The following is a 23,474-nucleotide window of genomic DNA, read 5'->3' as shown; positions in this document are numbered from 1 at the left end:
TACTTAATTTAAGGAAAGTGTTATGAGCGATGATGCAGCTATATTAATGCAAAACCAAAAAATTATTTTATTTGATGCGCAATGTAAGCTGTGCAGCGCGTGGTGTAATTTTATTATTGCTCACGATAAAAATACTATTTTTAAATTATGCAGCGTGCAATCTCCAAAAGGGGAACTGTTGTTAACGCATTTTGGTTTTTCAACAATTGAATATGCTTCAATGGTTTACCTAGAAAACGGCAAAGCGTATACGCAAAGCCATGCTTTTTTTAATGTTGTTAAGCAGCTAGGTTACCCATATAAGCTAGCAACTGTATTTAGTATTTTGCCAAATAGGTGTAATAACAGGTTATACGATAGGGTTGCTTTAAACCGCTATACCTTGTTTGGAAAATATCAGTATTGTAGAATTCCCGCACCAAGCGACGCTGCGCATTATTTGTAACTTGGTTGTTATTGGCGCTGCCGCTAAGAATAGAATAACGTTGATATTTATCTTAACTTTTGTCAGATAAATTACAGCGAGTGTCTAGTTTATTTCACAGCTTATCTCATTTTCTAATACAAGAACCGTCGTTGCTAGATGTGGTTGGACAGATATTTGTCATAGAGTGTAATAAAGCGTAATAGAACTTTGTAGTCTTTATGGGTAACTTTAGCTTAATCTAGCTAAGGAAAAGACGACTATGAAAAACGAACTTGATATAGCAATTGTTGGTGGCGGTGTGTCTGGTGTTTACTGCGCGTGGAGGCTACAACAGCATGAAGGCAAAGAAAAGCGTATTGCGCTATTTGAATACAGTGACCGCATAGGCGGGCGTTTATATAGTAAAAAGTTACCAGGGTTACCAAATGTAGTTGCCGAGTTGGGGGGAATGCGCTTTATTCCTTCAGATCACGTTATGGTTAATGCATTAGTTAATGATTTGAACCTGAAAACGCAAAACTTCCCAATGGGCTCTTCCTTACCCATGTACCCTGATTCAAAAGATCCCGCTGTGAAAGATATAAAAGCGGGCAGTGAAAATAATCTCTTTTATTTGCGCGGTCAGTATTTTCGTTACCGAGATTTTGCGCAGTGCCCTGACAAAATACCTTATAAGTTAAACGCATCTGAACGCGGCTATGGACCCGAGGATTTACAAGTTAAGGTGATGAACTTAATTTGTCCTGGTTTTGCTGACATGAGCTTGTGCGAGCAAATGAAAGTTAAAGTATTTGGCAAAGAGATCTGGAAGTATGGTTTTTGGAATTTACTTGAGCGAGTACTAAGTAACGAAGCTTATTTATTCATGAAAGAGGCGGGCGGGTACGATGCTAATGTTGCTAATGCAAGTGCGGTTACTCAGCTGCCAGCAACAGAATACAGTGATGACACTGAGTTTCTCACTCTCACAGATGGATTTCAGGCACTGCCATTAACGCTGTGCGCGCAGTTTAAAGCGTTAAAAAGTTGTTTAGCCGAAAACGAAAAAGTACAAATGAATAAACGGCTAGTAAAAATTAACTACCTGAATGATCCTGATTATCGATATGAATTAATATTTCAATCAACGTGTACAGATCAATACGGCAAAACAATTGATGACGTAACCGTCACTGAGCAGGAAATTGTAAAAGCGAAACAACTAATTTTGGCAATGCCACGACGTTCATTAGAGCTTATCGAGTCGGAGTTTTTTGCTGATCCGTGGTTAAAAGAAAATATCCCTTCAGTACTTATACAAAAAGCGCTAAAAATGTTTATGGCTTACGAGCAGCCTTGGTGGCGAAGCTTAGGCCTAGTTGCAGGTCGTTCAGTGACCGACTTACCAATTAGGCAAACATATTATATGGGAACAGAGTGCGACCAAGCAGGCGGTTTACCAAATACAAACTCGTTATTGATGGCGTCATATAATGACATAGGCTCTATCCCCTATTGGAAAGGCTTAGAATCGGGTGAGTTATATTCTGGTTACACACCCAGCTATGGATGTGAAGGCTATACCCCAAAAGAAATAGTCCCTAAAAGCCAATGCCAAATAACCACAGGTATGGTGGAAGCCGCGCATAGACAAATTGAAGCGCTTCATGAGCAAAAAGAATTGGCGATGCCGTATTCTGCCATTTACCAAGATTGGGGAGACGCCCCATATGGCGGAGGATGGCATGAATGGAAAGCAAATTACCGTTTAGATGAAATTATGTGTCGTATGCGCCACCCTGTTGAGAAAGAAAAGATTTATATTATTGGTGAGGCGTACTCATACGAGCAAGGTTGGGTTGAAGGTGCTTTAAATACAGCAGAGTCAACACTCGAGGAATTTTTTGATTTACCCACACCATGCTGGCTAAAGCAACAACATAACTATTTACCCGTTGATTGTAATAAAGCCTGTAACGATAAAATTGAAAAAAAACAGCCTAATGCATGCAGTAAAACGCTAGACGAAGTAACAAAATTTGCATACGAAGGGATTAACCATGAGTACCAATAAATTTACAGTTGCTGACTATTTATTAACGCGCTTAAAAGAGCAAGGCCTAGATAAAATATTCCAAGTACCGGGTGACTATGTACAGGAGTTTATGAGCGCACTTGATAAGTTTGATGGTATTGATGCGGTTGGCGACATAACGGAGTTAGGTGCAGGTTATGCGGCCGAAGGTTATGCTCGTTACAAAGGGATTGGCGCAGTGTCTGTACAATATGGAGTCGGTACATTAAGTGTTATAAACGCAATTGCAGGGGCCTATGTTGAAAGAAATCCTGTGGTGGTGATAACGGCCAGCCCATCAATTGATGATCGAAAAATTATCGCAGATACCGGCGCATTATTTCATCATTCAACGGGTAACTATAAATCAAACCAAACTATATTTGAAAGTGTCACCGTGGCAAGCGAAATACTGTCAGATTCTGAAACGGCTCCTCAAATTATCGATGCAGCGTTGGCGTGTGCAATAAAAGAAAAAAGGCCAATTTACTTAGAAGCTTGGCAGAATGTGTGGGGAGCAGAATGTTCGACTCCAGCGTACCCGCTTGTTATTACCGATACGTCCGTTGATTTAAATATGCAAAATGCATTACTACACGCGGCTACACACAAGCTAGAAACTGCACAACAGCCAGTAATTATGCTTGGCATAGAAATAGCGAGATTAGGTTTACAAGATAAAGTAGAGAAGCTTTTAACTTCGCTTAATATTGCATATACCACTACCACGTTAGCTAAATCGGTGATCAGCGAGCGAAGTGGAGTCGGTCACGATTTATTTGTAGGCACCTATGCAGGTGAAGCCTCATTACCTGAAACGTTCGATTATGTGTCGCAGTGCGATGCAATTTTAGCGCTTGGCGCTATTTTTACTGATGATTACCTCACTATGCTAACTAAGCAAGGCTCTGATCTAATAAGAGTTAATATGGATGGTGCGCTTGTTGGCAATAGTGATCACTTCATCCATACCAGCTTAACTGTATTTATTAGCGAATTGACGGCATATTTTGAGCGATCAACTTCGTCTTTGAACTCAGTCTCTTTTAAGTTAAATACACCATTAAACACTGAGCTTGCTGATTTTCACAGCCAAATAAGCTACGAAAGCTTCTTTACTCTTTATCAACAAGAGTTAAACGGATCTCGTAGCTTAAAAGGTTACAACCTTATTTTAGGTGAAAGTTCATCACTTTATATGGCTGCAAGATTGATTGGCATAGAAAAAAGCCACTTTGTTAGTGATGCCGCGTGGGGATCATTGGGCCATGAAACCGGATGCTCTTTGGGTGTGTCACTTGCTAATGATAATCGCAGTATAGTTATTGCAGGTGATGGTGGTTTTATGATGATGTGTCAGACACTCTCAACACTGAGTCGTAATCACTGTAATACCGCTGTATTTGTAATGAGTAACGAGGTGTATGCCATTGAGCAATCATTTGTAGATATTTGCGCATTTAGACCTGAGGGGAAATTTGCTCCTTTTGATGAATTACCTTCTTGGAACTACGAAGCATTAGCTCAAGCTTACGGTGTTAAATATTTAAATGTCAATTCGGTGGCGGATCTGCAAAATGCACTTAATATCTTATATGAAGATACGTCAACGCCTTACCTCATTAAAGTTGATATTGCACGTGATGATTTAGCGCCAGCAATCCAAACGCTTGCAGAATCAGTAACAGGTCAAAAACGTGACGAGTGTATATGTCACAAGGATAATAAAGGGAATATACGATGAATAACCCAAATACAGTTCATGAAGTTTCGCAGCTGCCGCACGAGCAACTTAAAAGCGCACAGAGCCTGATGTTAAACTATTGGAACAATACGCTTAAATTTGTTCAAGCACTTAAATCTTCGGGTTTTAAGGATGATCAGCTGCTAACTCAAGCATCACCCTCGGTGTCTGAAACTCCAGGTTTAACAGGGTATCAAGCGCAAACCCTTATATTTAATACTCGTTTGCGATTCAATCCTGCAGTTATTGTAATGTGTGAATCAACAGAAAATGTAGCACAGGCTTACAAGCAAGCAATTAGCTTAAACTTACCGATCCGCGTTCGTTCTGGTGGGCACGATCACGAAGGGGAGTGTACGGGCACCGATGTGATTTTATTAGATTTGAGCCGATTAAAAGAGTTTAACGTTAAGAAAGTGAACGGTGACTATATTGCAAATATAGGCTCCGGTTATCGCTTTTTTCAGGTGGTACCAAAGCTTGCTGACAATAACCCGCCATTGACAATACCGCATGGTACATGCGCAACAGTCGGTTTGGCGGGTTTCATTCAAGGCGGAGGCTGGGGGCCATGGACTCGCAGTAAAGGAATGTGTTGTGAATCGCTGGTGGGGGCTACGGTTGTATTAGGCAACGGTGAAGTTATCGAAGTAAATGCTGAGGACGATATTGTTGATGCAAACGACCCATCCCATAAAAAACTATTATGGGCACTACGTGGTGGCGGGGCATTAAGCTACGGTATTGTTACCCACTTTAAAGTAAAAGCATTTGAGATCCCAGACGAGATCCATCGCTTTGTAATAAACTGGAATACTAATGACGAACATGCTTTGTCTACGCTTGAGCTTTTATCGCAATGGGAAGACGTTATAAATAATGCAAGTACCGACAAGCTGGTAGGCACTAATTTAAAAATTAATGCTATTGCGGCTAACAGTCAAAACAAGCCTTTGTGCCACCCAAGTACCATGTACGGCTATTGGCAGGGAAGTTGGCAAGCGTTAGAACAATTTGTCTCAAACCACTTTCCAAATAGTACGCCAATACATCAAGGTACAGATACTAAAGCGAACTATAATAGTGCATTAATGGGAAATTGGTCACGAAACTCCCTTTTCGATGTATTAAAAAAGCAAAAGCGTTTAGGTAGTTTAGCTAATGCCGATGGCACGCCATTTACGCCTGATTTTGATGCACCAGCACCCCATAAATTAACCTCTAAGGTTGTAAAAGGTAGCGGTTTAACAAAAAACGGAAAAGAGCAGTTAATTCAAAGTTTAACGTCAGATCTGATTAATGCTAAGAGTAGTGATTTAGGTTTATTCAGCTACGTTACACTTGGTGCAATTGCAGGTCCTTTTTATAATGAAATAAGCGAAAAAGAAGCAAACGCCCGCGTTTCATTTCCTTATTCAAAATCGCAGTACACTATTCAGTACCAAACATGGTGGAATGAGTCTGTTGAGTTAAAAGAACAAGGTCAAAATAATGAAGTCTACAATTACATTAATAGAGCAATGGATTGGATTGAGGTAAGCCGAGAGACCCAAATTGAAGGGACTGAAGGCGCATTTATTAGCTTTAAAGACAGTGCAATTCCTACAAAAGACTATTTCCTTGGCAGTTATGAGGATCTTATGAAGGTAAAAGAAAGGTATTCGCATGATCCTGCTAACCACCTGAGGTCACGTAAAACGATTATTTAATTTGATCGTATTAAGCTTTTTTAAGCCATAAAAATCTAAGTTAGCTAAAATGTCATTTTTATTTTATTAAAAAGTAAAAATGGCATTTTTAATCGGATATAAGATTCTAGTTAAAATCTATAAATCTTTGCAAGGCGTGTGGTAACTATAGCTATGGTATAAGTAGATGCTAGGTGTATGGGGTTGTGTTAAAATCGCCGCGTTTAATTTTAGCTAACGGTATAAAAGGCTTTTTTCATGGCAAATACAGCACACGCACTTCACATTTTGGTTAAGCACAAAGAGATTGCAGAAGATATTATTAAGCAGTTGGGCAAAGGTGCAAAGTTTCAAACCTTAGCTAAAAAGTATTCGTCATGCCCATCGGGTAAAAAAGGCGGGGATTTAGGCGAATTTGGACGCGGCCAAATGGTTCCACAGTTTGATAAAATTGCGTTTAAAGGCGCAATTTTAGAGCCTCATCTAGTTAAAACAAAATTTGGCTGGCATGTAATTAAAGTACTTTATCGCACGTAATAAAATGATTTTTTGGTATTTGCGTGTTGTGATTGCTTGTATATGGGAAATGACCACATCGCTGTAAATTTAACCTTTGAAGATAAACACGCGCTAACCTAAAATTTTGGGTTGTTTACTATTATAAAGTATTAAAAAAAACCGCATTTTATATCTGCGCGGTTTTTAAGTAATTAAATTATTGATTACTTAACTGGTAATTCGATATCTGCAAATAATTTATCTACATCATCTTGGTTACGCAATAAACTTGCTCGTTCAACACGTTCTTTTGTTAGGTGTGGTGCAAAACGCTCAATGAAGTCATACATATAAGTGCGTAAAAAACTGCCTTTTCTAAATCCAATTTTAGTGGTACTTGCCTCAAATAAATGGCTCGCATCAATACAGACTAAATCGGTATCACTTATTTGATCTATTGCCATTGAAGCGACTACACCGACCCCTAACCCTAGACGAACATAGGTTTTAATTACATCAGCATCGGTTGCTGTAAATACAATATGGGGTTCAAGACCATGTGCACTAAATGCTTTATCTAGTTCTGAGCGACCCGTAAAGCCAAATACGTAAGTAATGAGCGGATATTGCGCTATGTCGGCAACAGTTAAATTATTTACTTTTTTCGCAAGAGGATGGTCTTTTGCAACAACAATACTGCGATTCCAGTGATAGCATGGCAACATAACCAAATCTGAATAAAGATGAAGTGCCTCAGTCGCAATTGCAAAATCTGCGTCGCCACGAGCAGCTGCGTCTGATATTTGTTGTGGTGTACCTTGGTGCATATGGAGTGAAACCGCAGGATATTTCTTCATAAATCCTTGAATAACACTTGGGAGAGCGTAGCGGGCTTGCGTGTGAGTTGTTGCAATATTAAGCTTACCTTGATCTGGTAATGTATGCTCATTTGCAACCGCTTTTATGCCTTCTACTTTGGAAAGTATTTCTCGGGAAATATTAATTATTTCTTCGCCAGCGCCCGTCACATGGGTTAAATGTTTACCACTGCGGCCAAAAATTTGTACACCCAACTCATCTTCTAACATACGTACTTGTTTAGAAATACCAGGTTGAGAGGTAAATAAACTTTCAGCAGTTGCTGAAACATTTAATTTATGATTTTGTACTTCTACGATATATCTGAGTTGTTGTAATTTCATAGCTGCATATTTTAACGTTGTTATTCATATAATTTATAAAGGTAATACGTGTTAAACCCAAGCGTTTTTTAATTTTAAAATTCACCTTGAGTTTTAGGCATACACATTTATCTGTTTGGGATCTAAGGCTAGCACAATAAATATGCTTCAGATAGCAATGATTATCCGAGATAATCTTATAATAGGCCCTCCTTGTAATGCTTTTTTAGCATATTTATAAGTTAAGCAGCGCAAAGCTACCCTGTTAGTATATATTTAATGTAAGATTAAAAAATTAGATATGAATCCGAGAATTACACTATGATCGTTTCAATTATTATTGTGCTCATAGTCGCACTTATTGTGATTGCGCTTTGGGTAAGTGCTGTACAGCAACACAAAGAGAAACAAGAAGGCGAACGTCGCAAAGAGCTTACAAAGCAAAAGGCGATAATAGAAGAGACTGAAGAAGCACTTGCGAATAGTGCCAACATACCTTTGTCCGAATCTATTATTCGCGTACTACAACGCCGTGTTTATGAAGCGCTGAAAACTATGGTGGCAAATTCCACTGGTTCAAAGACGCTTAAAAACAGGTTAAGCGAAGCAAAAGAGCATCTTACGCAACCTGTTCAAGGCAATAATAATGACTCGCTGTCTTTACCGAGTAACGACAAACAGCTTGTAAGTCTTATCCAAGGTATAAAAAAATTACGCATAGTGTTACGCTCAGAACACAATAAAGGGCGAGTTGATAGCCAAGTGTTTACGGTTGAAGATAAACGATTAGAAAAGCTTCAACTTCGTATCAATATAGAAAGCCAAATAAAACGTGGTTTATCAGCACGTTCGGCAAACATGGTGGGTTCTGCTAGACAATATTTTGAAAAAGCCCAAGTTACTCTTAACGGGGTTACTTATTCTGACGAATATGTTTCAGCTAAACGTCAAGAAGTGGAAGGTTATCTAGAAGCAATTAGTGTAGAGCTTCGGGCATCAAATGCTAATGCGCTTAAAAAGAAAAACGAACAAGAGCAGGACGACTTGGATATATTATTTGCTCCTAAAAAGAAATGGTAAATATGTGTTATCAGCGATAAGCATCCTTTCATCTTAAATTGTTATTTGAAAGCCAGAAACTTTCTGGCTTTTTATATTTTTATTTCAGCCTACCCCTCAGCTATATTCATTTTATTCAAAATTGATGCTAGTCCGTGAATAATTGCATTTAAGCTTTATCTGTGTAAGACAAACTCGTAATAATACTTAATCAATTTGAAATTTATGTTAACTGCTTTAAAAGTTTCTTATTTACGACCCAATAGATGAAGAGTAATGCTGGCGTAATTGCCAAGAACAACTAAATAACGAACTTGCTGCTCTGTAATCGACACGGTTTTCTACCTCAAAATAAACCACCCTGTTAAGTAAATGGGTATAAAATTTAATTAAGAAAAATATATTTGTAAATTAAATGTTCCTTTTTTTCTTTGTTAATTATAATATTAATGCTTAAATTTTAAATCCCTCTAGATTTGCTTCAACTCATAGACATCTTTTATGAAGCCTTATTTAGTGTAATAGCAACAAATTATTAGATTGATTTTTATTACTACACTAGGTAACAGCGAATCACTAATTGGAATTAATAAAAATAATACGGATTATTGCCGAATGTATAAATTACCTTCAATGTTCAAATTGTTTCTAGTACTTACTTTTTTTACATCATATTCTTTTGCCTCATCAAGCTGGGTACCCATTGCAAATGATGGAATTACTACATTTATCCCCATACCAAAAGTTACAGTCAATGGTGTTGGTGTATATACCACTGGCGACAGCACTCGTATATCTATAGGTGACATAGGCGCAACAACAGCTTATTACTTCCGTACTAAAGATGTTAACAGTGGTGCTTTAGGGCCACTGCAATGTAAAACTGCCGAGCAAGTCAAAAATGATGGAAATAGCATATTAGCCGATCCAGGCATAAACACAGGCAAATATACGTATCAAGTTTCAGCCTGTATGACCGGTAGTGGCTGTGACATAAATGCGTTTGAGTCTGGAAGTCTAGCTTGTTCAATACCTGGCGCGACAAATCAGTTTGAATATAAAAGCGTAGCAGGAACAAGAGCAATCAGTGTGTCTGATAGTGCAACAGAACATGTTGGTACCATAGCCGCGCAGTTTAGGGTATCTGAAAGTGGGGCCGCAACTTATAACGTTCCAATTGCAATACCAAACGGTACTGCAGGTGTTGCTCCGCAGGTATCACTAAATTATAGTTCACAAGCTGGTGATGGCATATTAGGGCAGGGTTGGTCTTTAAGTGCATCTTCTGCAATTACTCGTTGTGGTAAAACGCCCGTTTACGACGGTAAACAAGGGGGGGTAAATTTATCCAAAACTGATAGGCTTTGTTATAACGGACAAAGGCTATTAAAAAATAGAACTGCAAATACTAAAAATAATTCCGATATTGGTATATCCGATAATGATTACTGGTCTACCACTGCTATTTATCACACTGCTATAGATAGTTTTGTTACTGTAAAACCATATTATTCTGGTATTTCATTAAGAGCATTTACAGTTGAAAATAAAGCGGGAGAAGTTCATTATTTTGGGGATGTTAGTGCAATAGACTCAAGCAAAAAATCATTGTTGGGTAAGAGCCTTGCCAGAGTATTTAAAACAGTTAATAGCTCAGAAACTCAAGGTAAAAACGATGCCTATATACATAGTAAAAACAGTACTGATCTAGCTAATATGTGGCTTATCAAAGCAGTGCAAGATGTTAAAAGTAATTATTTTGTATATAACTACAGCGATTTTTATAATAAGTACTCGACACACTTTGGTGAAAGTTTATTAAAAAGCATTGATTACACCGGAAATACTTCACAGAATACAGCCCCATTCGCATCGATTGTTTTTGTTTATGATCAAAGTAAAAAAGTTAAGTCGGGCTGGTCTGCTGGCTCACCTATTCTGCAACAGAAACTACTAAAAAGAATCCAAGTGAAAGTTGATGGAAAAGTATTTAGAACTTATACATCTTCGTATTATGAGTCACCTTTCCAAGACGAAAAAAATTATTTAGAGTCAATCAGTGAGTGTACTGGAGACGGCTTATGTAATGCGCCAATAGTTTTCAATTGGCAAAAGCCAACACCAGTAACAACGGCAACAAAAGAAATATGTAGAAAAGAAGATACAAGAGCACTACGCATCGATTGTTATGATGTGCCTGTTACCGACCCATTTAAACCATTCTCACCAACGTCTTCGAGGACTATATCAACTAAAAATAATAACGAAGCGCTTATTTTTGATTTTAACGGTGACGGATACTCAGATATTGTGTATCCAGATGGTTCGTGGAAAGTAAAATATGGTCCGCAATTGTCTAACCCTGAAACTCTTTCAGGAACAAGTGATTTAACTTCGAATGCAGAATATGCTCGAATAATAGACTTCGATGGTGACGGAGTATTAGATGTTATAGTTGCTAAAAATAACACATCAAACTGGAAAGTTATTTCTTATAAAAAATCGTTTTCACAATTAACGCAATGCGATAGTTATATGCGAAATAATCCAAATGACTGCTGGCCTATTAATATTAGCTTAAATGTAAATGATACTGGCATTTTAGCATCTGGATTAAAAGGGTTTACACAAATTTTAGATATTGACGGCGATAGTTTACAAGATATTGTAGTTTCTAACGGTGTTCAGTTGAAATATTACAAAAATCAAGGTGGAGGAAATTTTTCAGGAATTCAAAATTTAACAATTATTCCTACGCCATCAAAAACAGGTCCCCCTATAGACTTTGACAGGCCACCTATAATTACGCACACAATTTATAATGGAGATAGCAGATACAATAAAACGGGTGGAGCAAAAAATGCAACAGTATTAGACTTTAACGGAGATGGTATAACCGATTTATTAGTTGGTAGAAAGACTAGAACAAGAACTTGTACAGATGGCGGGCAAATACCAAGAAATATTGTAGATAAACAACAAGAATCTTCTTTCCAAACAAATACAGTAAATGGTCAAACATGCTCAAATCATTATGATATAGCGTGGTATTTATACTCAGGAAACGATTGGTCAGCTCCTATTCAATCATTTTCTGGGAATGCCTTCTATTCCCCAAAAGCAGTTGATCTTAATGGTGATGGTTTAACAGATGTTTTATGGAAAACAGGTGATGAATTAAGGTATCGGTTAAGTGATGGAACCAATCTTCTAGCGTATGACACTGTTAAAATAGCTTCTGATACAGGCGGTAATACATTGGTTTTTAACGACGACCAAGAAGATTACAGCTATTTCATGGACGTATCCGGTGATGGCAGAACAGATTTACTAATTTCTAATGCAACGAAAACATTTCGTACAACTTATTTTGCAATGCCAATGAGTGGCTACCCAGATAAAGTTTATTTTCAAGCTAGGGGGAGCTGGTCATTTGATAAAAAGAAAATGACTCAGTTTGCCGATATAGACGGTGATGGTAAATTAGATTGGTTGCAAGGAACTAATTCTGAATGGAAAGTATACCTTAATAAAGACGCTGGTAAGTTAATGAATGTAATATCGAATGTCGATAACGGTCATGGCATAACAAATAACATTACTTATTCAAGTATTACAAAAACGTATGATAACTTTGTAAATGGTAATGTCGCGACTTACATTCAAGAACACTCATCAAATGGAATAAAAGCAGATGGGTCATTAGATCCAGACTACATATCACCTAAAACAGGCATGTTTATGGTGTCGCGAGTCAACTCTTTAAGTAACTATGGAACAAATCAATCGGTACTGTATCAATACGGTGGCTTGTTAATGCATAAAAAAGGCTATGGTAACCTTGGGTTTGAATTGCTTCGTACTTTAGATTTGCAAACGTGTACAACCGAAACTGCATATAAAAATGAAATTATAGGCTACGATGATGATGGTGAAACTCCGTTTTGGGGTAAACGAGCATACTCATATACCAACTATGACACCTGTATGGCCACAACTACAGTGTATAATCAACTTGCGCCTTATACGGGTATTCCTAAGTCAACAGTTCAAACATTAGGGGCTGGCTCTGGCGCAGCAATAGTAAGTGAAGCAATCAATAGTGTAGGTAATAAAGCAACAGTAAATGGCGGTATCCAAGCTTACATTGAAAAATCGACTGAAGTTAGCTATGCACTAAACAAAGAGCTAACTGCCAGTAGCGTAGCCACAAGAAGTATTACCGAAAACGAATATGATTTTTACGGTAACGCAGAAACAATAACAAACACAACAGACAACAAAGCGTCTGGCGCAGTATCAACATCAAATGTATTGTCTGTTATTACAGAAAACACATACGGCAGTTCGAGTGTTGATAAAAAAATGGGCCGATTGGCAACCTCTCGAGTAAGTAAAACACTCAAAATAGGTGGGGTTACGGCTCCGGTTAACGGTACTGCTGGAAGCATAGTTAACAATGCGAGTTTTACCTATAATAGCGATAAACTATTAAAAACAGAAACTACGGCCTTTGGAACAACAACGCATGGCTATGACCAATGGGGTAATAAAAACAGTAGTACGTTTGTTACAAATAATTCAACGGGGAATGTGTCTAGTTCTCGCTCAACATCAATGCAATACGATAGTCGAGGCCGTTTTGTGGTTAGCTCGACTAATTCAAAAGGGTTTACAACAACAAGTAGATATAAAACGACTACTTCAGGCACAAGTTTCACCCACTTACCTAAAGGTATAATATTAGCCACTCAGGTTGAGGGCGAGAACGGCGGAAAAGTTACAAAAGAGTATAATTATTTTGGTACGCCAACTAAAACACTATCAAGCACGGGTAATCAATCACCTACATTACAGTCAGCAACATACACACGTTTATGTAGTAGTGTATCTTGTGGTGTTGCAGGGGCATTTCAACGAATAATTAGTGCGGCATCTGGCATGCCAGAAACCCATACATACCTTGATGCATGGGGGCGTGAGCTTGTAACTAAAAAACGTTTACTGAGCGGTAGCTGGCAGGTTGTAGAAAAAGATTACGATGAACAAGGCCGAGCTAAATGGGTCTCGGAGCCCGGCAGTGGCAGTGCATCAAGTTATAAAACGACGTTTAGCTACGATAAACTAGGCCGAGTTGATAACGAGTTAAAGCCAACGGGTGACACCGTTACCCGTGAATACGATGGACTAACAACCACAACTACCGACGAAAAAGGCAACAAACAAAAAGTAACAACTAACTTTGTAGGCCAAAAAGTATTAGTGCAAAGCTTAAGCGCAGAGGGCGAAACGCTCACTAAATTAGCCTATACCTATAGTGCTAACAACGATTTACTTACAACTAAAGTATACAAAGGTAATACGTTTAGCCATACACAAGTAACGCTAGTAGTAGATAAATATGGTCGCAAAACAAGTATGACCGACCTTGATAAAGGTACATGGCGCTATACATATAACGGCTTTGGCGAGCTAATTACGCAAACTAACAGCAGTAACCAAACGCTTGCTATGCGCTATGATGAATTAGGCCGAAAAATTGCGAGACTTGACGTAGACGGTTTAACCTGTTGGGAATATGACTCGCAATTAAAAGGCGCATTAAGTCGCGTTGCCTATAAAAAAGGTGCGAATCAAAACACCAACACGTGTAGCAGTAATTGGCCAACGCAACCTAATTACCAAGAAACATACACCTACGGTGATAATAATAAATTAGCTGAAATAGAAACCTTTATTGACGGTGAAATTTTTTACAGCCAATTAATGTACGACGAATATAATCGCGTTAAATACACGCAATACCCAGCAAATGGCTTTACTGTTGAACATGGTTATAACGACTATGGCATGGCAACAAAGCTGACTAATGTAACCCCCAACCATCGCGATTTTGGAAAAGTATACCAAGAAGTAAAAGCAATGGATGCACACGGTAATATAACTGACGTGCGTTATGCCAATGGTGTAAAGCAAACTAAAGGCTATAAAGCAACCAGTGGTTATATTGATAGCATGTCGCTTACCAAAGGCAGTAGCATGCTACACAACCAAAGTTTTAAGTTTGATGAAGTTGGTAACCTAACAGAGCGTAAACATAACTTTGCTTTAGGTGGCTCAGCGCATGATTACTGCGAAAGCTTCGGATACGATAGCTTAAATAGACTTGATTGGAGTCGTACCCAAGCAAGTACCACTACGTGTAACGAAAGTAGTGGCGGTATATATAAAAATTATGATTACGATGCATTGGGTAATTTTGAATATAAACAAGGTGCAGGGCATTACACATATCACAGCAGCATTAAAAACCGTGTATTAAAAGTAACAAGCGGCGCTAATGGCACAGGAACAGTGATATACGACTTTAGCAATTCCAACAGCTACGATAACCGAGGCAATGTACTTTCAGATGGCTCGCGTACCTTTACCTATAGCGCGTACGATAAACCAACACGAATTACTAAAGGCGGTATTTATACCGACATGGCATACGACCATAATCGTAATTTATACAGCCGCACAGACAAACGCAGCAATGGTACAACTCATACACTTTATGTAAAAGGGCTATACGAACGTATTAAAGGCAGTAATGGTATAACTGAGCATAAATATTACGTTGGTAATGTTGTTGTAACAGACCGCTCTAACGGTAATAACGATACTTTTTACTTACATAAAGACCATTTAGGTTCAACCACGTCAATTACCAATGCCAGTGGCGCGGTAGTGCAGCATATAAATTACGATGCATGGGGCAAACAAAACCGTTTTAGCACTTCAAGCAGTTTACAAACGCTACTATCGCAACAAAGCCCTGCTGAAAGTAAAGGGTATACTGGGCATAAAGAGCTGAGTGATTTAGGTATTATTCATATGGGTGGCCGTATTTATGATGCTACATTGGGCAGGTTTTTGCAGGCTGATCCGCATATTCAGGCTCCGAGTAATTCACAGTCATTTAATCGGTATAGCTATGTATTGAATAATCCGATGAGTTATACCGATCCAAGTGGGTATTTCTTTAAGAAGTTATTTAAAGGCATTAAGAAGTATTGGCGACAAATTGCGTCTATAGCAGTTATGTTCATACCGGGTGTGAATGTTATAGTGCTTGGCGCATTATCTGGGTATATTTCCACAGGCAGTTTAAAAGGAGCGTTAGTTGGAGCGTTTACAGCAGGTATGGCAGGTCCTGCCAACTCATTACAAGGATTCGTAGCAAATGGAATTGTTGGAGGAATTGCTAGTAAAGCAATGGGCGGAAAATTTGGACATGGATTTATTACCGCTGGATTTAGTAGTCTTGCTGGAGGACAAATAAGGAGTATTGGAAATGCTACTGTTAAAGTTTTAGCTAAGGCCGTTGTTGGAGGTACTTTGTCTAGAATAACAGGTGGAAAATTCGGAAATGGTGCTATGACCGCTGCGTTTGCACAAGCTATGGCTAGTTCAATTTCTGGAGAGAGCTTTTCAGGGAAAACAACCGTAAACTCGAAGCAAACGGTAAAAGTTGATACCTCACAAATTGAAAATAAGGATGATCAAAAATTTGTTATGGATCATTTGGATTCATTAGAAGGTGATAGTGATATTCACTCAGGTTCACTAATCAAGGCAAGACTAGATGTACTAAATGTTTCCTTTGCAACACAATTTACAAAACAAGATATTTTGATGGGGCATATGAAAAGCCAATATTTGTCTAGTCAGCAAACAACTGCATATTATATGTATAAGACTGCGAAATATGGAACTCTGGCTTTTGGCCTTGGGGCATTTGCTACTGCTTCTGATATAGAGTTGATAGGTACGGCAGGTTACGAATTATACAATGGGAGTTTATCAACAAAGTCAGCGGTTGGTATAGGAGTTAGTACGCGCAACGCTATTATAGATAAAATGAGTAACCATCATCCAATTACAAAAGCGTTAAATTTGACTGTATCAGAAACAATAAATATGTTCCCTTGGGATCAATAATGACTTCAGTAGATCGGGTATTATCACATCAACGTTTGATCGTTCTATTAGTTATGGCTCCTTCGCTTCTAATATTTGGGTTCTGTTCCCAAATATTAGAGGTAGAAGCAGTTTGGAGTTGTGGAGCCAGCTATATAGGTTTTTTGATTGGTTTTACACTAGGAATAAATATAGAAAAGCTTAGCTACATGAAAACCATATATGGCAAGATTGTCTATTTCTTCTTAGGTGCTTGTGTGCCATTCACTATTATGCTGAGGAAGGTATTTAATACAGAGCCATACATTATTTTTGTTGTTATAGGTGGAGCTATAATCTTACTCTTAAATCATTACATCTTAATAGAACGAAGTCTAAGGGAGCAAAGGCTTTAATTAATTCGGATTTGTTTAGATGAAATTGAACCTCAAGCGTTGTGTATTGTTAGTAAATTAAAGGGGGTCAGGTCTTTCTTTTTGCCTTTTTACTTAGTAGGACTAAGCTTTAAGTCATCAATTATTTTTTGACCAGAACAAAAAGAGAACTAAGGGGTCACCAGAACAAAACGGGGTCAGGTCTTTCTTTTTGCTTTTTTACTTAGTAGGACTAAGCTTTAAGTCATCAATTATTTTTGATTGGGTTAAAAATGGCTAGGCCATTAAGGTTGGAGTTTGCTGGTGCTTTGTATCATGTCACCTCGCGAGAAATAAAATAGGGTCAGGTCTTTCTTTTTGCCTTTTCACTTAGTTGGTCTAAGCTTTAAGTCATAAATTATTTTTTGACTGGGTTAAAAATGGCTAGGCCGTTAAGGTTGGAGTTTGCTGGTGCTTTGTATCATGTCACATCGCGAGGAAATGAACGAAAGTCTATTTTTTTAGATGAGGCAGACTTTGACGGCTTTTTACAAATTTTAAGCGAAGTATGCGAACGGTATAACTGGGTAATTCATTCTTATTGCTTAATGACTAATCATTATCATTTATTGGTTGAAACGCCAGATGCTAATTTAAGTAAAGGGATGCGACAATTAAATGGGGTATACACGCAATGGTTTAATAGAAAGCATCGACGTGTGGGGCACTTATTTCAAGGACGCTATAAAGCGATTTTGGTCGATAAAGACGCCTACCTATTAGAGTTAAGCCGATATATTATTTTAAATCCAATTAGAGCACACATGGTTGATAATTTATCGGAATGGCCTTGGAGCAGTTGGCCCATTGTAATGGGAGAAACAGAAGCCCCTGTTTGGTTAGCCATAGATACAATGTTGCTTCAATTTAGTAATTATAAAGCCATTGCAAGACGTAAATTTGCACAGTTTGTAGAGCAAGGAAAGGGAGTTAACCCTTGGAGAAATATATCAAATCAGGTGTTTTTAGGGAGTGATGATTTTGTAAATGAGCACCTAGAGTTATTGAAATTGCAGGAAGGTGACTTATCCGAGGTTCCGAAAAAACAAAGAAGGGCGCGAGCTTTACCTTTAGAACAATATAAGAAGCAGAGTAATAACCGCGATGACGCAATAAGGGCTGCGTATGCAACAGGCGGCTATACTTTGAAAGAGATTGGTGAGTATTTTCAATTGCACTATTCTCGTGTAAGTAAAATAGTGTCAAAAAGAAAGACCTGCGCCTAAAGCTTTAGGTGACTACAAATCTTGATACTTGAGTGCCCCCCAATTCCTGAACTTAATTCTACTTGTTACACCAATTTTTCACGAAGTGACGTAAGTAGCAGTCAAAATTGCTAGCGGTGATAATTATAGTGTGTCAGTTTTATTGTCTACTTATAGGTGAGGCCACACTTGCAGCCTTTATAGCGTATGAATAAAATGGGGTCAGGTCTTTCTATTTGCCTTTTCACTTGGTTGGTCTAAGCTTTAAGTCATAAATTATTTTTTGACTGGGTTAAAAATGGCTAGGCCGTTAAGGTTGGAGTTTGCTGGTGCTTTGTATCATGTCACATCGCGAGGAAATGAACGAAAGTCTATTTTTTTAGATGAGGCAGACTTTGACGGCTTTTTACAAATTTTAAGCGAAGTATGCGAACGGTATAACTGGGTAATTCATTCTTATTGCTTAATGACTAATCATTATCATTTATTGGTTGAAACGCCAGATGCTAATTTAAGTAAAGGGATGCGACAATTAAATGGGGTATACACGCAATGGTTTAATAGAAAGCATCGACGTGTGGGGCACTTATTTCAAGGACGCTATAAAGCGATTTTGGTCGATAAAGACGCCTACCTATTAGAGTTAAGCCGATATATTATTTTAAATCCAATTAGAGCACACATGGTTGATAATTTATCGGAATGGCCTTGGAGCAGTTGGCCCATTGTAATGGGAGAAACAGAAGCCCCTGTTTGGTTAGCCATAGATACAATGTTGCTTCAATTTAGTAATTATAAAGCCATTGCAAGACGTAAATTTGCACAGTTTGTAGAGCAAGGAAAGGGAGTTAACCCTTGGAGAAATATATCAAATCAGGTGTTTTTAGGGAGTGATGATTTTGTAAATGAGCACCTAGAGTTATTGAAATTGCAGGAAGGTGACTTATCCGAGGTTCCGAAAAAACAAAGAAGGGCGCGAGCTTTACCTTTAGAACAATATAAGAAGCAGAGTAATAACCGCGATGACGCAATAAGGGCTGCGTATGCAACAGGCGGCTATACTTTGAAAGAGATTGGTGAGTATTTTCAATTGCACTATTCTCGTGTAAGTAAAATAGTGTCAAAAAGAAAGACCTGCGCCTAAAGCTTTAGGTGACTACAAATCTTGATACTTGAGTGCCCCCCAATTCCTGAACTTAATTCTACTTGTTACACCAATTTTTCACGAAGTGACGTAAGTAGCAGTCAAAATTGCTAGCGGTGATAATTATAGTGTGTCAGTTTTATTGTCTACTTATAGGTGAGGCCACACTTGCAGCCTTTATAGCGTATGTGGATTTAAGGCCACTAGAACTAAAATTAATGACACCCCAGAAGAGCTTGGTCCTAAGAGTGTTCAACAGTTACTTACATTTGTCAAAGTGGGTAAACAACTCAAAAATTATTGCGTTTTGCGGGTATGTAATGTCAAGTTACATAAAAACGCCTCTATTTTGGCCTGTAAATATCCTAAAGTTGTTAAATTAGCAATGCGTTGTGTACATGAAGGCAAGGAGCTATAGTCGTTTCTGGTGTATGAGAAAAAGTCATTGCGATGTAATCTGTTAATTGATCTTGACCGGATCAACAATTAACCAGAGAGACATCGCAATGACTGAAAATGATAATGTTATTTCCATTGAAAAACCAGACAATCCGTTAGAGCAGTTGCTTAAAAGCGGGGCGCAGCAGTTGTTAGCTCAAGCGATTGAGGCTGAGTCGGCTGTTTTATTGGCTCAATACCAGCATGAGACCGTCGAGGGACTTCAGCGGATCGTCAAAAATGGTCACCAGCCTGAGCGTACGATCCAAACAGGCCTTGGTGATATTGAGGTCAAAATACCTAAAGTCAGGGATCGAAAAAAGGAAGGCATTAAATTCAATAGTGCCTTGATCCCGCCTTATCTGAAACAGACAAAAAATATCGAAGAGCTGATCCCATGGCTCTATTTACGAGGAATTTCGACGGGTGATATGCAGCCCGCTTTAGTGTCTCTTTTAGGCGAGCAAGCCAAAGGTTTGTCGGCCAATAGTGTCTCTCGGTTGAAATCCACCTGGGAAACGGAGTATCAGCAGTGGTCTAAACGTTCCTTGGCTAAACGTCGATATGTGTATATCTGGGCCGATGGGATTTACAGTAAAATTCGAATGGATGATAAGCTGTGCTTACTGGTAATTATGGGGGTAGATGAAACGGGCAGAAAGGAGCTATTGGCGGTGGTTGACGGGGTTCGTGAGTCTGAGCAGAGCTGGACTGAAGTGTTAAATCAACTGCGCTCACAGGGTCTAACAATACCACCAAAATTGGCCATAGGGGATGGTGCGCTGGGGTTTTGGAATGCCCTCACCAAAGTATGGCCAACAACCCAACATCAACGTTGCTGGGTGCATAAAATCGCGAATGTGCTAAACAAAGTGCCGAAATCAATGCAACCTAAAATCAAAGCGAATTTACAAGATATCTGGATGGCAGAGAGTCGAGCTTCTGCTTATAAAGCGTATGATTTATTTGTTAAAAATTACTCAGTCAAATACCCAAAAGCGACGGATTGCTTGATGAAGGATAAAGATGAAATGCTGGCATTTTATGATTATCCTGCTGAGCATTGGATGCACATAAGAACGAGTAATCCGATAGAGTCAACGTTTGCGACGGTAAGGCTGAGAACGCATAAAGTGAAGAGTTGTGGCAGCCGGACAACCACCTTAATGATGGTTTTTAAACTCGCGCAGTCGGCAGAGAAAAAATGGTACCGCTTGCGAGGATTTAAGCTACTGGCTGAAGTAATTACAGGGGTAAAATTTAAAGACGGCGAAAGAATAACTCAAGATCAAACAGAGCATCAAGATGAGCTCATACACCAGATTTGACAATAACTCGAAGACAAGCGGGGTATATAGGAAATGGTCATTTATTGCTATAAGTTAAAGCAAGCATCAGCCGATAAAAGTGGTGGAAACTTACCACGCAACTGATGCGTCTGTTCATAGCGGAGTAGAATAAAATTTCACATAGCAGTTATTTTGGAAATATAGGACTAAAGTGGCGAAACTATGAGTGATTTTAAAAATAATCTACTAAAAGAGATATTTATAAAGCTTTTTACATTTCATTAACGAGGTTTTTATAATAAAATAAAATTTTAATTAGGTACATAATTTATAAGGACATTGAGTTGAAGTTACTAAACCCATTTATAATTCCATTATTACTTTTATCAGCTACCAGTTACGCAGGCGCTCTAACCCGTACTGGTAAAGTTGAAAACGTTACCTTACATGACCCCGATAAATTAATGCTAAAGCTTACCTCAATGAACTAATCCGTATTTATTTTTAACCTAGGGTATAAATTGACAGTACCCGTTACCGGTTATACAAGCAGCGCTGAAACTTATAGGTAATGCTTTCATATGCCAAGTTGACTCAAGCTGATATGGGCAAAGTATGGTCTGGTGGTCCTGACGTTCCTAGTAGCTGTAAAGGCTAGGGTAGTGCGAGAAATGCAAATGTTCGGTGCTTTACTTAATAATAACAATTACTTAAATTAAAAAAGGAAATTAAGGTGTTAATAACACGTTTAACATTGTGCTTAGCGCTATGCTCTCCTGCGTCATTTGCTACTATAGGTAACGGGCACGTAACTGGTGAAATAACTAATATCACAAGTATTCGAGCAGGATTACTTGTGCAAATAGAAAACGGTGAGGTAGCACGAACATGCCAAAGTGGTAACTCCTGGATGCAAGTAAAACAAGAGGACACTGCAATAATTTCTATGTTAATAACGTCATGGACTTTAAAGCGTAAAATTACAGTTTACACCGACCCCACCAATACAAGTTATTGTCAGGTTAATCAAATAGATCCATATGAGAGCTAAAATAAAAGCTAATTAAAAAATAATAAAATTGAGATTATAATTTTGAAAAAATTATTTGTTTTATATGCACTATTGTTTTCATTTCACTCAAATGCAGCTTGGAAAAGTTCACCCTATGTAGAGATAGTTCAGCTATATCCTGCTGATAGCGGTTTAATATTTTTTACAACACATGCTGATACCACTGTATCTTCTTGTGAAGGAGGTAAACGGTTTTATTTACCTATAACCGGCGAAAATTACAGTGTTAAAGCAAGCATATTAATAGCTGCGTATATGAGTAAAAAGAAAGTGTTTATGACGTACGACTCAAATCAGCCAAAAAGCTGTGCTGCTGTGGTTAATCGCTTTATTGTTCAACAATAACTATAAGGAAATATTATGAAGGTCATTTTTGTTTCTTTCTTTCTATGTATTATAAGTTTGGTAGCTGAGGCGGATGATATTGGTTTAGGGAAAGTTGCTGCCATAAAAGAGTATGATTTTAATACACTTAGCGCAGTTAAAATTTACTTGGAAGCTTCCGCTACTGTAAAAAATAACAACTGTCAGGAAAATGGTAAAACATATGGTTTTATAACTATATCTAAGCATGATGCCAATACGGTTAATCGTATGTTTAGTATGGCGACAGCAGCTTATTTTTCAGGTAAAAAAATCCGCATTTTTTCTGAAAGCAATACATGTGAAATCGACTTTCTTGCTCTACAAGAAAGTGAATTTTAGTTTACATTTATTCGGAATATAGAAATAAGAGTTGAGTTTTTTATATTCACCTTACTATTTAGTTCATTTGCCAATGCAGAACGGTATTGGCCAGCAGAGCTTATTAATTGGAACTTAAACCTTAATAACGGTGTAGCTTATATTACATCTAAACAGTTTCCTAAACACTGTACTTACTCTCGTGCGCAAATAAACATGAATGGTACAGAGTTTAATAAAGCTATGTATGCATATGCTTTGTCTGCTAAAGCAAGAGATAAAAAACTAAGGTACGTAATAGATAGGACTCATTCAACCTTCATTATTAGCGGTTTGCAAGAAGTGTCAAGATAACAAAAATAAAAGGTATTAAAAATGAAGTTAAAAATAATAATTACACTGTTAATATTATGCTCTTTTAAAGCAATTGCAGCTTACAATAATAATATTAGAGGTGAGATAGAAAGTGTTTATGTTTATGCAGACCATGATGCAATTTATTTTAGATTCAAAAATCACCCCACAACGCATGAAAGCTGTAAGCCCACTTATTTTGTTATTAGTGCCAGTACTCCTGAAAACCGTCGTAATCAATTGCTCTCTCGCTTATTGTT

16 protein-coding genes are annotated in these 23,474 nt (G+C 38.1%); 15 read left to right on the top strand and 1 reads right to left on the bottom strand.

Annotated features, from left to right (window positions below; all coding sequences use genetic code 11):
- Positions 1-22 precede the first annotated feature (22 nt).
- The 5 genes from AC0VZ4_RS22070 (at position 23) to AC0VZ4_RS22050 (ending at position 6,449) form a co-directional block, all read left to right on the top strand.
- The gene (locus AC0VZ4_RS22070) at positions 23-445 is read left to right on the top strand and encodes a thiol-disulfide oxidoreductase DCC family protein (RefSeq protein ID WP_475442147.1); all 423 of its coding nucleotides are present in this window, start codon (positions 23-25) and stop codon (positions 443-445) included.
- Positions 446-686: 241 nt separating this feature from the next.
- A complete protein-coding gene (locus AC0VZ4_RS22065; RefSeq protein ID WP_475442146.1) occupies positions 687-2,480 on the top strand; it encodes a flavin monoamine oxidase family protein in 1,794 nt (597 codons plus the stop codon).
- A complete protein-coding gene (locus AC0VZ4_RS22060; RefSeq protein WP_096794471.1) occupies positions 2,467-4,224 on the top strand; it encodes a thiamine pyrophosphate-binding protein in 1,758 nt (585 codons plus the stop codon). The genes AC0VZ4_RS22065 and AC0VZ4_RS22060 overlap by 14 nt, the downstream gene beginning before the upstream one ends.
- Positions 4,221-5,933: an FAD-binding oxidoreductase gene (locus tag AC0VZ4_RS22055; protein WP_475442145.1), complete on the top strand. Its 1,713-nt coding sequence runs from the start codon at positions 4,221-4,223 to the stop codon at positions 5,931-5,933. The genes AC0VZ4_RS22060 and AC0VZ4_RS22055 overlap by 4 nt, the downstream gene beginning before the upstream one ends.
- A gap of 237 nt (positions 5,934-6,170) precedes the next feature.
- On the top strand, positions 6,171-6,449 hold the full coding sequence (locus AC0VZ4_RS22050) for a peptidylprolyl isomerase (RefSeq protein WP_008171402.1): 279 nt from the start codon (positions 6,171-6,173) through the stop codon (positions 6,447-6,449).
- 185 nt (positions 6,450-6,634) lie between these two features.
- On the opposite strand, the gene cysB is transcribed toward AC0VZ4_RS22050, so the two are convergent.
- Entirely contained in the window at positions 6,635-7,612 is a 978-nt protein-coding gene (cysB, locus tag AC0VZ4_RS22045; protein WP_007375573.1) for an HTH-type transcriptional regulator CysB, read from the bottom strand.
- 300 nt (positions 7,613-7,912) lie between these two features.
- Here cysB and AC0VZ4_RS22040 point away from each other — a divergent pair, with 300 nt between their 5' ends.
- The 10 genes from AC0VZ4_RS22040 to AC0VZ4_RS21995 all read left to right on the top strand — a co-directional run bounded on the left by AC0VZ4_RS22040 (position 7,913) and on the right by AC0VZ4_RS21995 (position 22,881).
- Positions 7,913-8,671, top strand: a complete 759-nt coding sequence (locus AC0VZ4_RS22040) for a hypothetical protein (RefSeq protein WP_475442144.1) — start codon at positions 7,913-7,915, stop codon at positions 8,669-8,671.
- A gap of 594 nt (positions 8,672-9,265) precedes the next feature.
- Positions 9,266-16,636 carry an RHS repeat-associated core domain-containing protein gene (locus AC0VZ4_RS22035; protein ID WP_475442143.1) on the top strand — a complete coding sequence of 2,457 codons (7,371 nt, stop codon included), beginning with the start codon at positions 9,266-9,268 and terminating at the stop codon, positions 16,634-16,636.
- A complete protein-coding gene (locus tag AC0VZ4_RS22030) occupies positions 16,636-17,010 on the top strand; it encodes a hypothetical protein (RefSeq protein WP_475442142.1) in 375 nt (124 codons plus the stop codon). Before AC0VZ4_RS22035 ends, AC0VZ4_RS22030 begins: the two co-directional genes overlap by 1 nt.
- Before the next feature lie 398 nt (positions 17,011-17,408).
- Complete coding sequence (locus AC0VZ4_RS22025; RefSeq protein ID WP_475442219.1) at positions 17,409-18,254, top strand: REP-associated tyrosine transposase; 846 nt, start codon at positions 17,409-17,411, stop codon at positions 18,252-18,254.
- A gap of 277 nt (positions 18,255-18,531) precedes the next feature.
- Positions 18,532-19,377, top strand: a complete 846-nt coding sequence (locus AC0VZ4_RS22020) for an REP-associated tyrosine transposase (RefSeq protein ID WP_475442219.1) — start codon at positions 18,532-18,534, stop codon at positions 19,375-19,377.
- 506 nt (positions 19,378-19,883) lie between these two features.
- Complete coding sequence (locus AC0VZ4_RS22015) at positions 19,884-21,143, top strand: IS256 family transposase (protein WP_475442141.1); 1,260 nt, start codon at positions 19,884-19,886, stop codon at positions 21,141-21,143.
- Between the two features lie 305 nt (positions 21,144-21,448).
- Positions 21,449-21,595, top strand: coding sequence for a hypothetical protein (locus tag AC0VZ4_RS22010; protein ID WP_188085474.1), 147 nt, complete (start codon positions 21,449-21,451; stop codon positions 21,593-21,595).
- Positions 21,596-21,837: 242 nt separating this feature from the next.
- Positions 21,838-22,155, top strand: a complete 318-nt coding sequence (locus tag AC0VZ4_RS22005; RefSeq protein ID WP_475442139.1) for a hypothetical protein — start codon at positions 21,838-21,840, stop codon at positions 22,153-22,155.
- A 42-nt stretch (positions 22,156-22,197) separates the two neighbouring features.
- Complete coding sequence (locus AC0VZ4_RS22000) at positions 22,198-22,521, top strand: hypothetical protein (RefSeq protein ID WP_475442138.1); 324 nt, start codon at positions 22,198-22,200, stop codon at positions 22,519-22,521.
- Between the two features lie 15 nt (positions 22,522-22,536).
- Positions 22,537-22,881, top strand: coding sequence for a hypothetical protein (locus AC0VZ4_RS21995; RefSeq protein ID WP_475442137.1), 345 nt, complete (start codon positions 22,537-22,539; stop codon positions 22,879-22,881).
- Positions 22,882-23,474 lie beyond the last annotated feature (593 nt).

The organism is Pseudoalteromonas sp. QJM3NY_22 (assembly GCF_056173065.1).
Note: the sequence above shows the minus strand (reverse complement) of the source record. Positions and strands in the feature narration are given on the sequence as shown.

Bases quoted from the DNA above. Each gene is read 5' to 3' on its own strand.
- AC0VZ4_RS22070 (WP_475442147.1), top strand. From the start codon at position 23: ATGAGCGATGATGCAGCTATATTAATGCAAAACCAAAAAATTATTTTA.
- AC0VZ4_RS22065 (WP_475442146.1), top strand. From the start codon at position 687: ATGAAAAACGAACTTGATATAGCAATTGTTGGTGGCGGTGTGTCTGGT.
- AC0VZ4_RS22060 (WP_096794471.1), top strand. From the start codon at position 2,467: ATGAGTACCAATAAATTTACAGTTGCTGACTATTTATTAACGCGCTTA.
- AC0VZ4_RS22055 (WP_475442145.1), top strand. From the start codon at position 4,221: ATGAATAACCCAAATACAGTTCATGAAGTTTCGCAGCTGCCGCACGAG.
- AC0VZ4_RS22050 (WP_008171402.1), top strand. From the start codon at position 6,171: ATGGCAAATACAGCACACGCACTTCACATTTTGGTTAAGCACAAAGAG.
- cysB (WP_007375573.1), bottom strand. From the start codon at position 7,612: ATGAAATTACAACAACTCAGATATATCGTAGAAGTACAAAATCATAAA.
- AC0VZ4_RS22040 (WP_475442144.1), top strand. From the start codon at position 7,913: ATGATCGTTTCAATTATTATTGTGCTCATAGTCGCACTTATTGTGATT.
- AC0VZ4_RS22035 (WP_475442143.1), top strand. From the start codon at position 9,266: ATGTATAAATTACCTTCAATGTTCAAATTGTTTCTAGTACTTACTTTT.
- AC0VZ4_RS22030 (WP_475442142.1), top strand. From the start codon at position 16,636: ATGACTTCAGTAGATCGGGTATTATCACATCAACGTTTGATCGTTCTA.
- AC0VZ4_RS22025 (WP_475442219.1), top strand. From the start codon at position 17,409: ATGGCTAGGCCGTTAAGGTTGGAGTTTGCTGGTGCTTTGTATCATGTC.
- AC0VZ4_RS22020 (WP_475442219.1), top strand. From the start codon at position 18,532: ATGGCTAGGCCGTTAAGGTTGGAGTTTGCTGGTGCTTTGTATCATGTC.
- AC0VZ4_RS22015 (WP_475442141.1), top strand. From the start codon at position 19,884: ATGACTGAAAATGATAATGTTATTTCCATTGAAAAACCAGACAATCCG.
- AC0VZ4_RS21995 (WP_475442137.1), top strand. From the start codon at position 22,537: ATGAAGGTCATTTTTGTTTCTTTCTTTCTATGTATTATAAGTTTGGTA.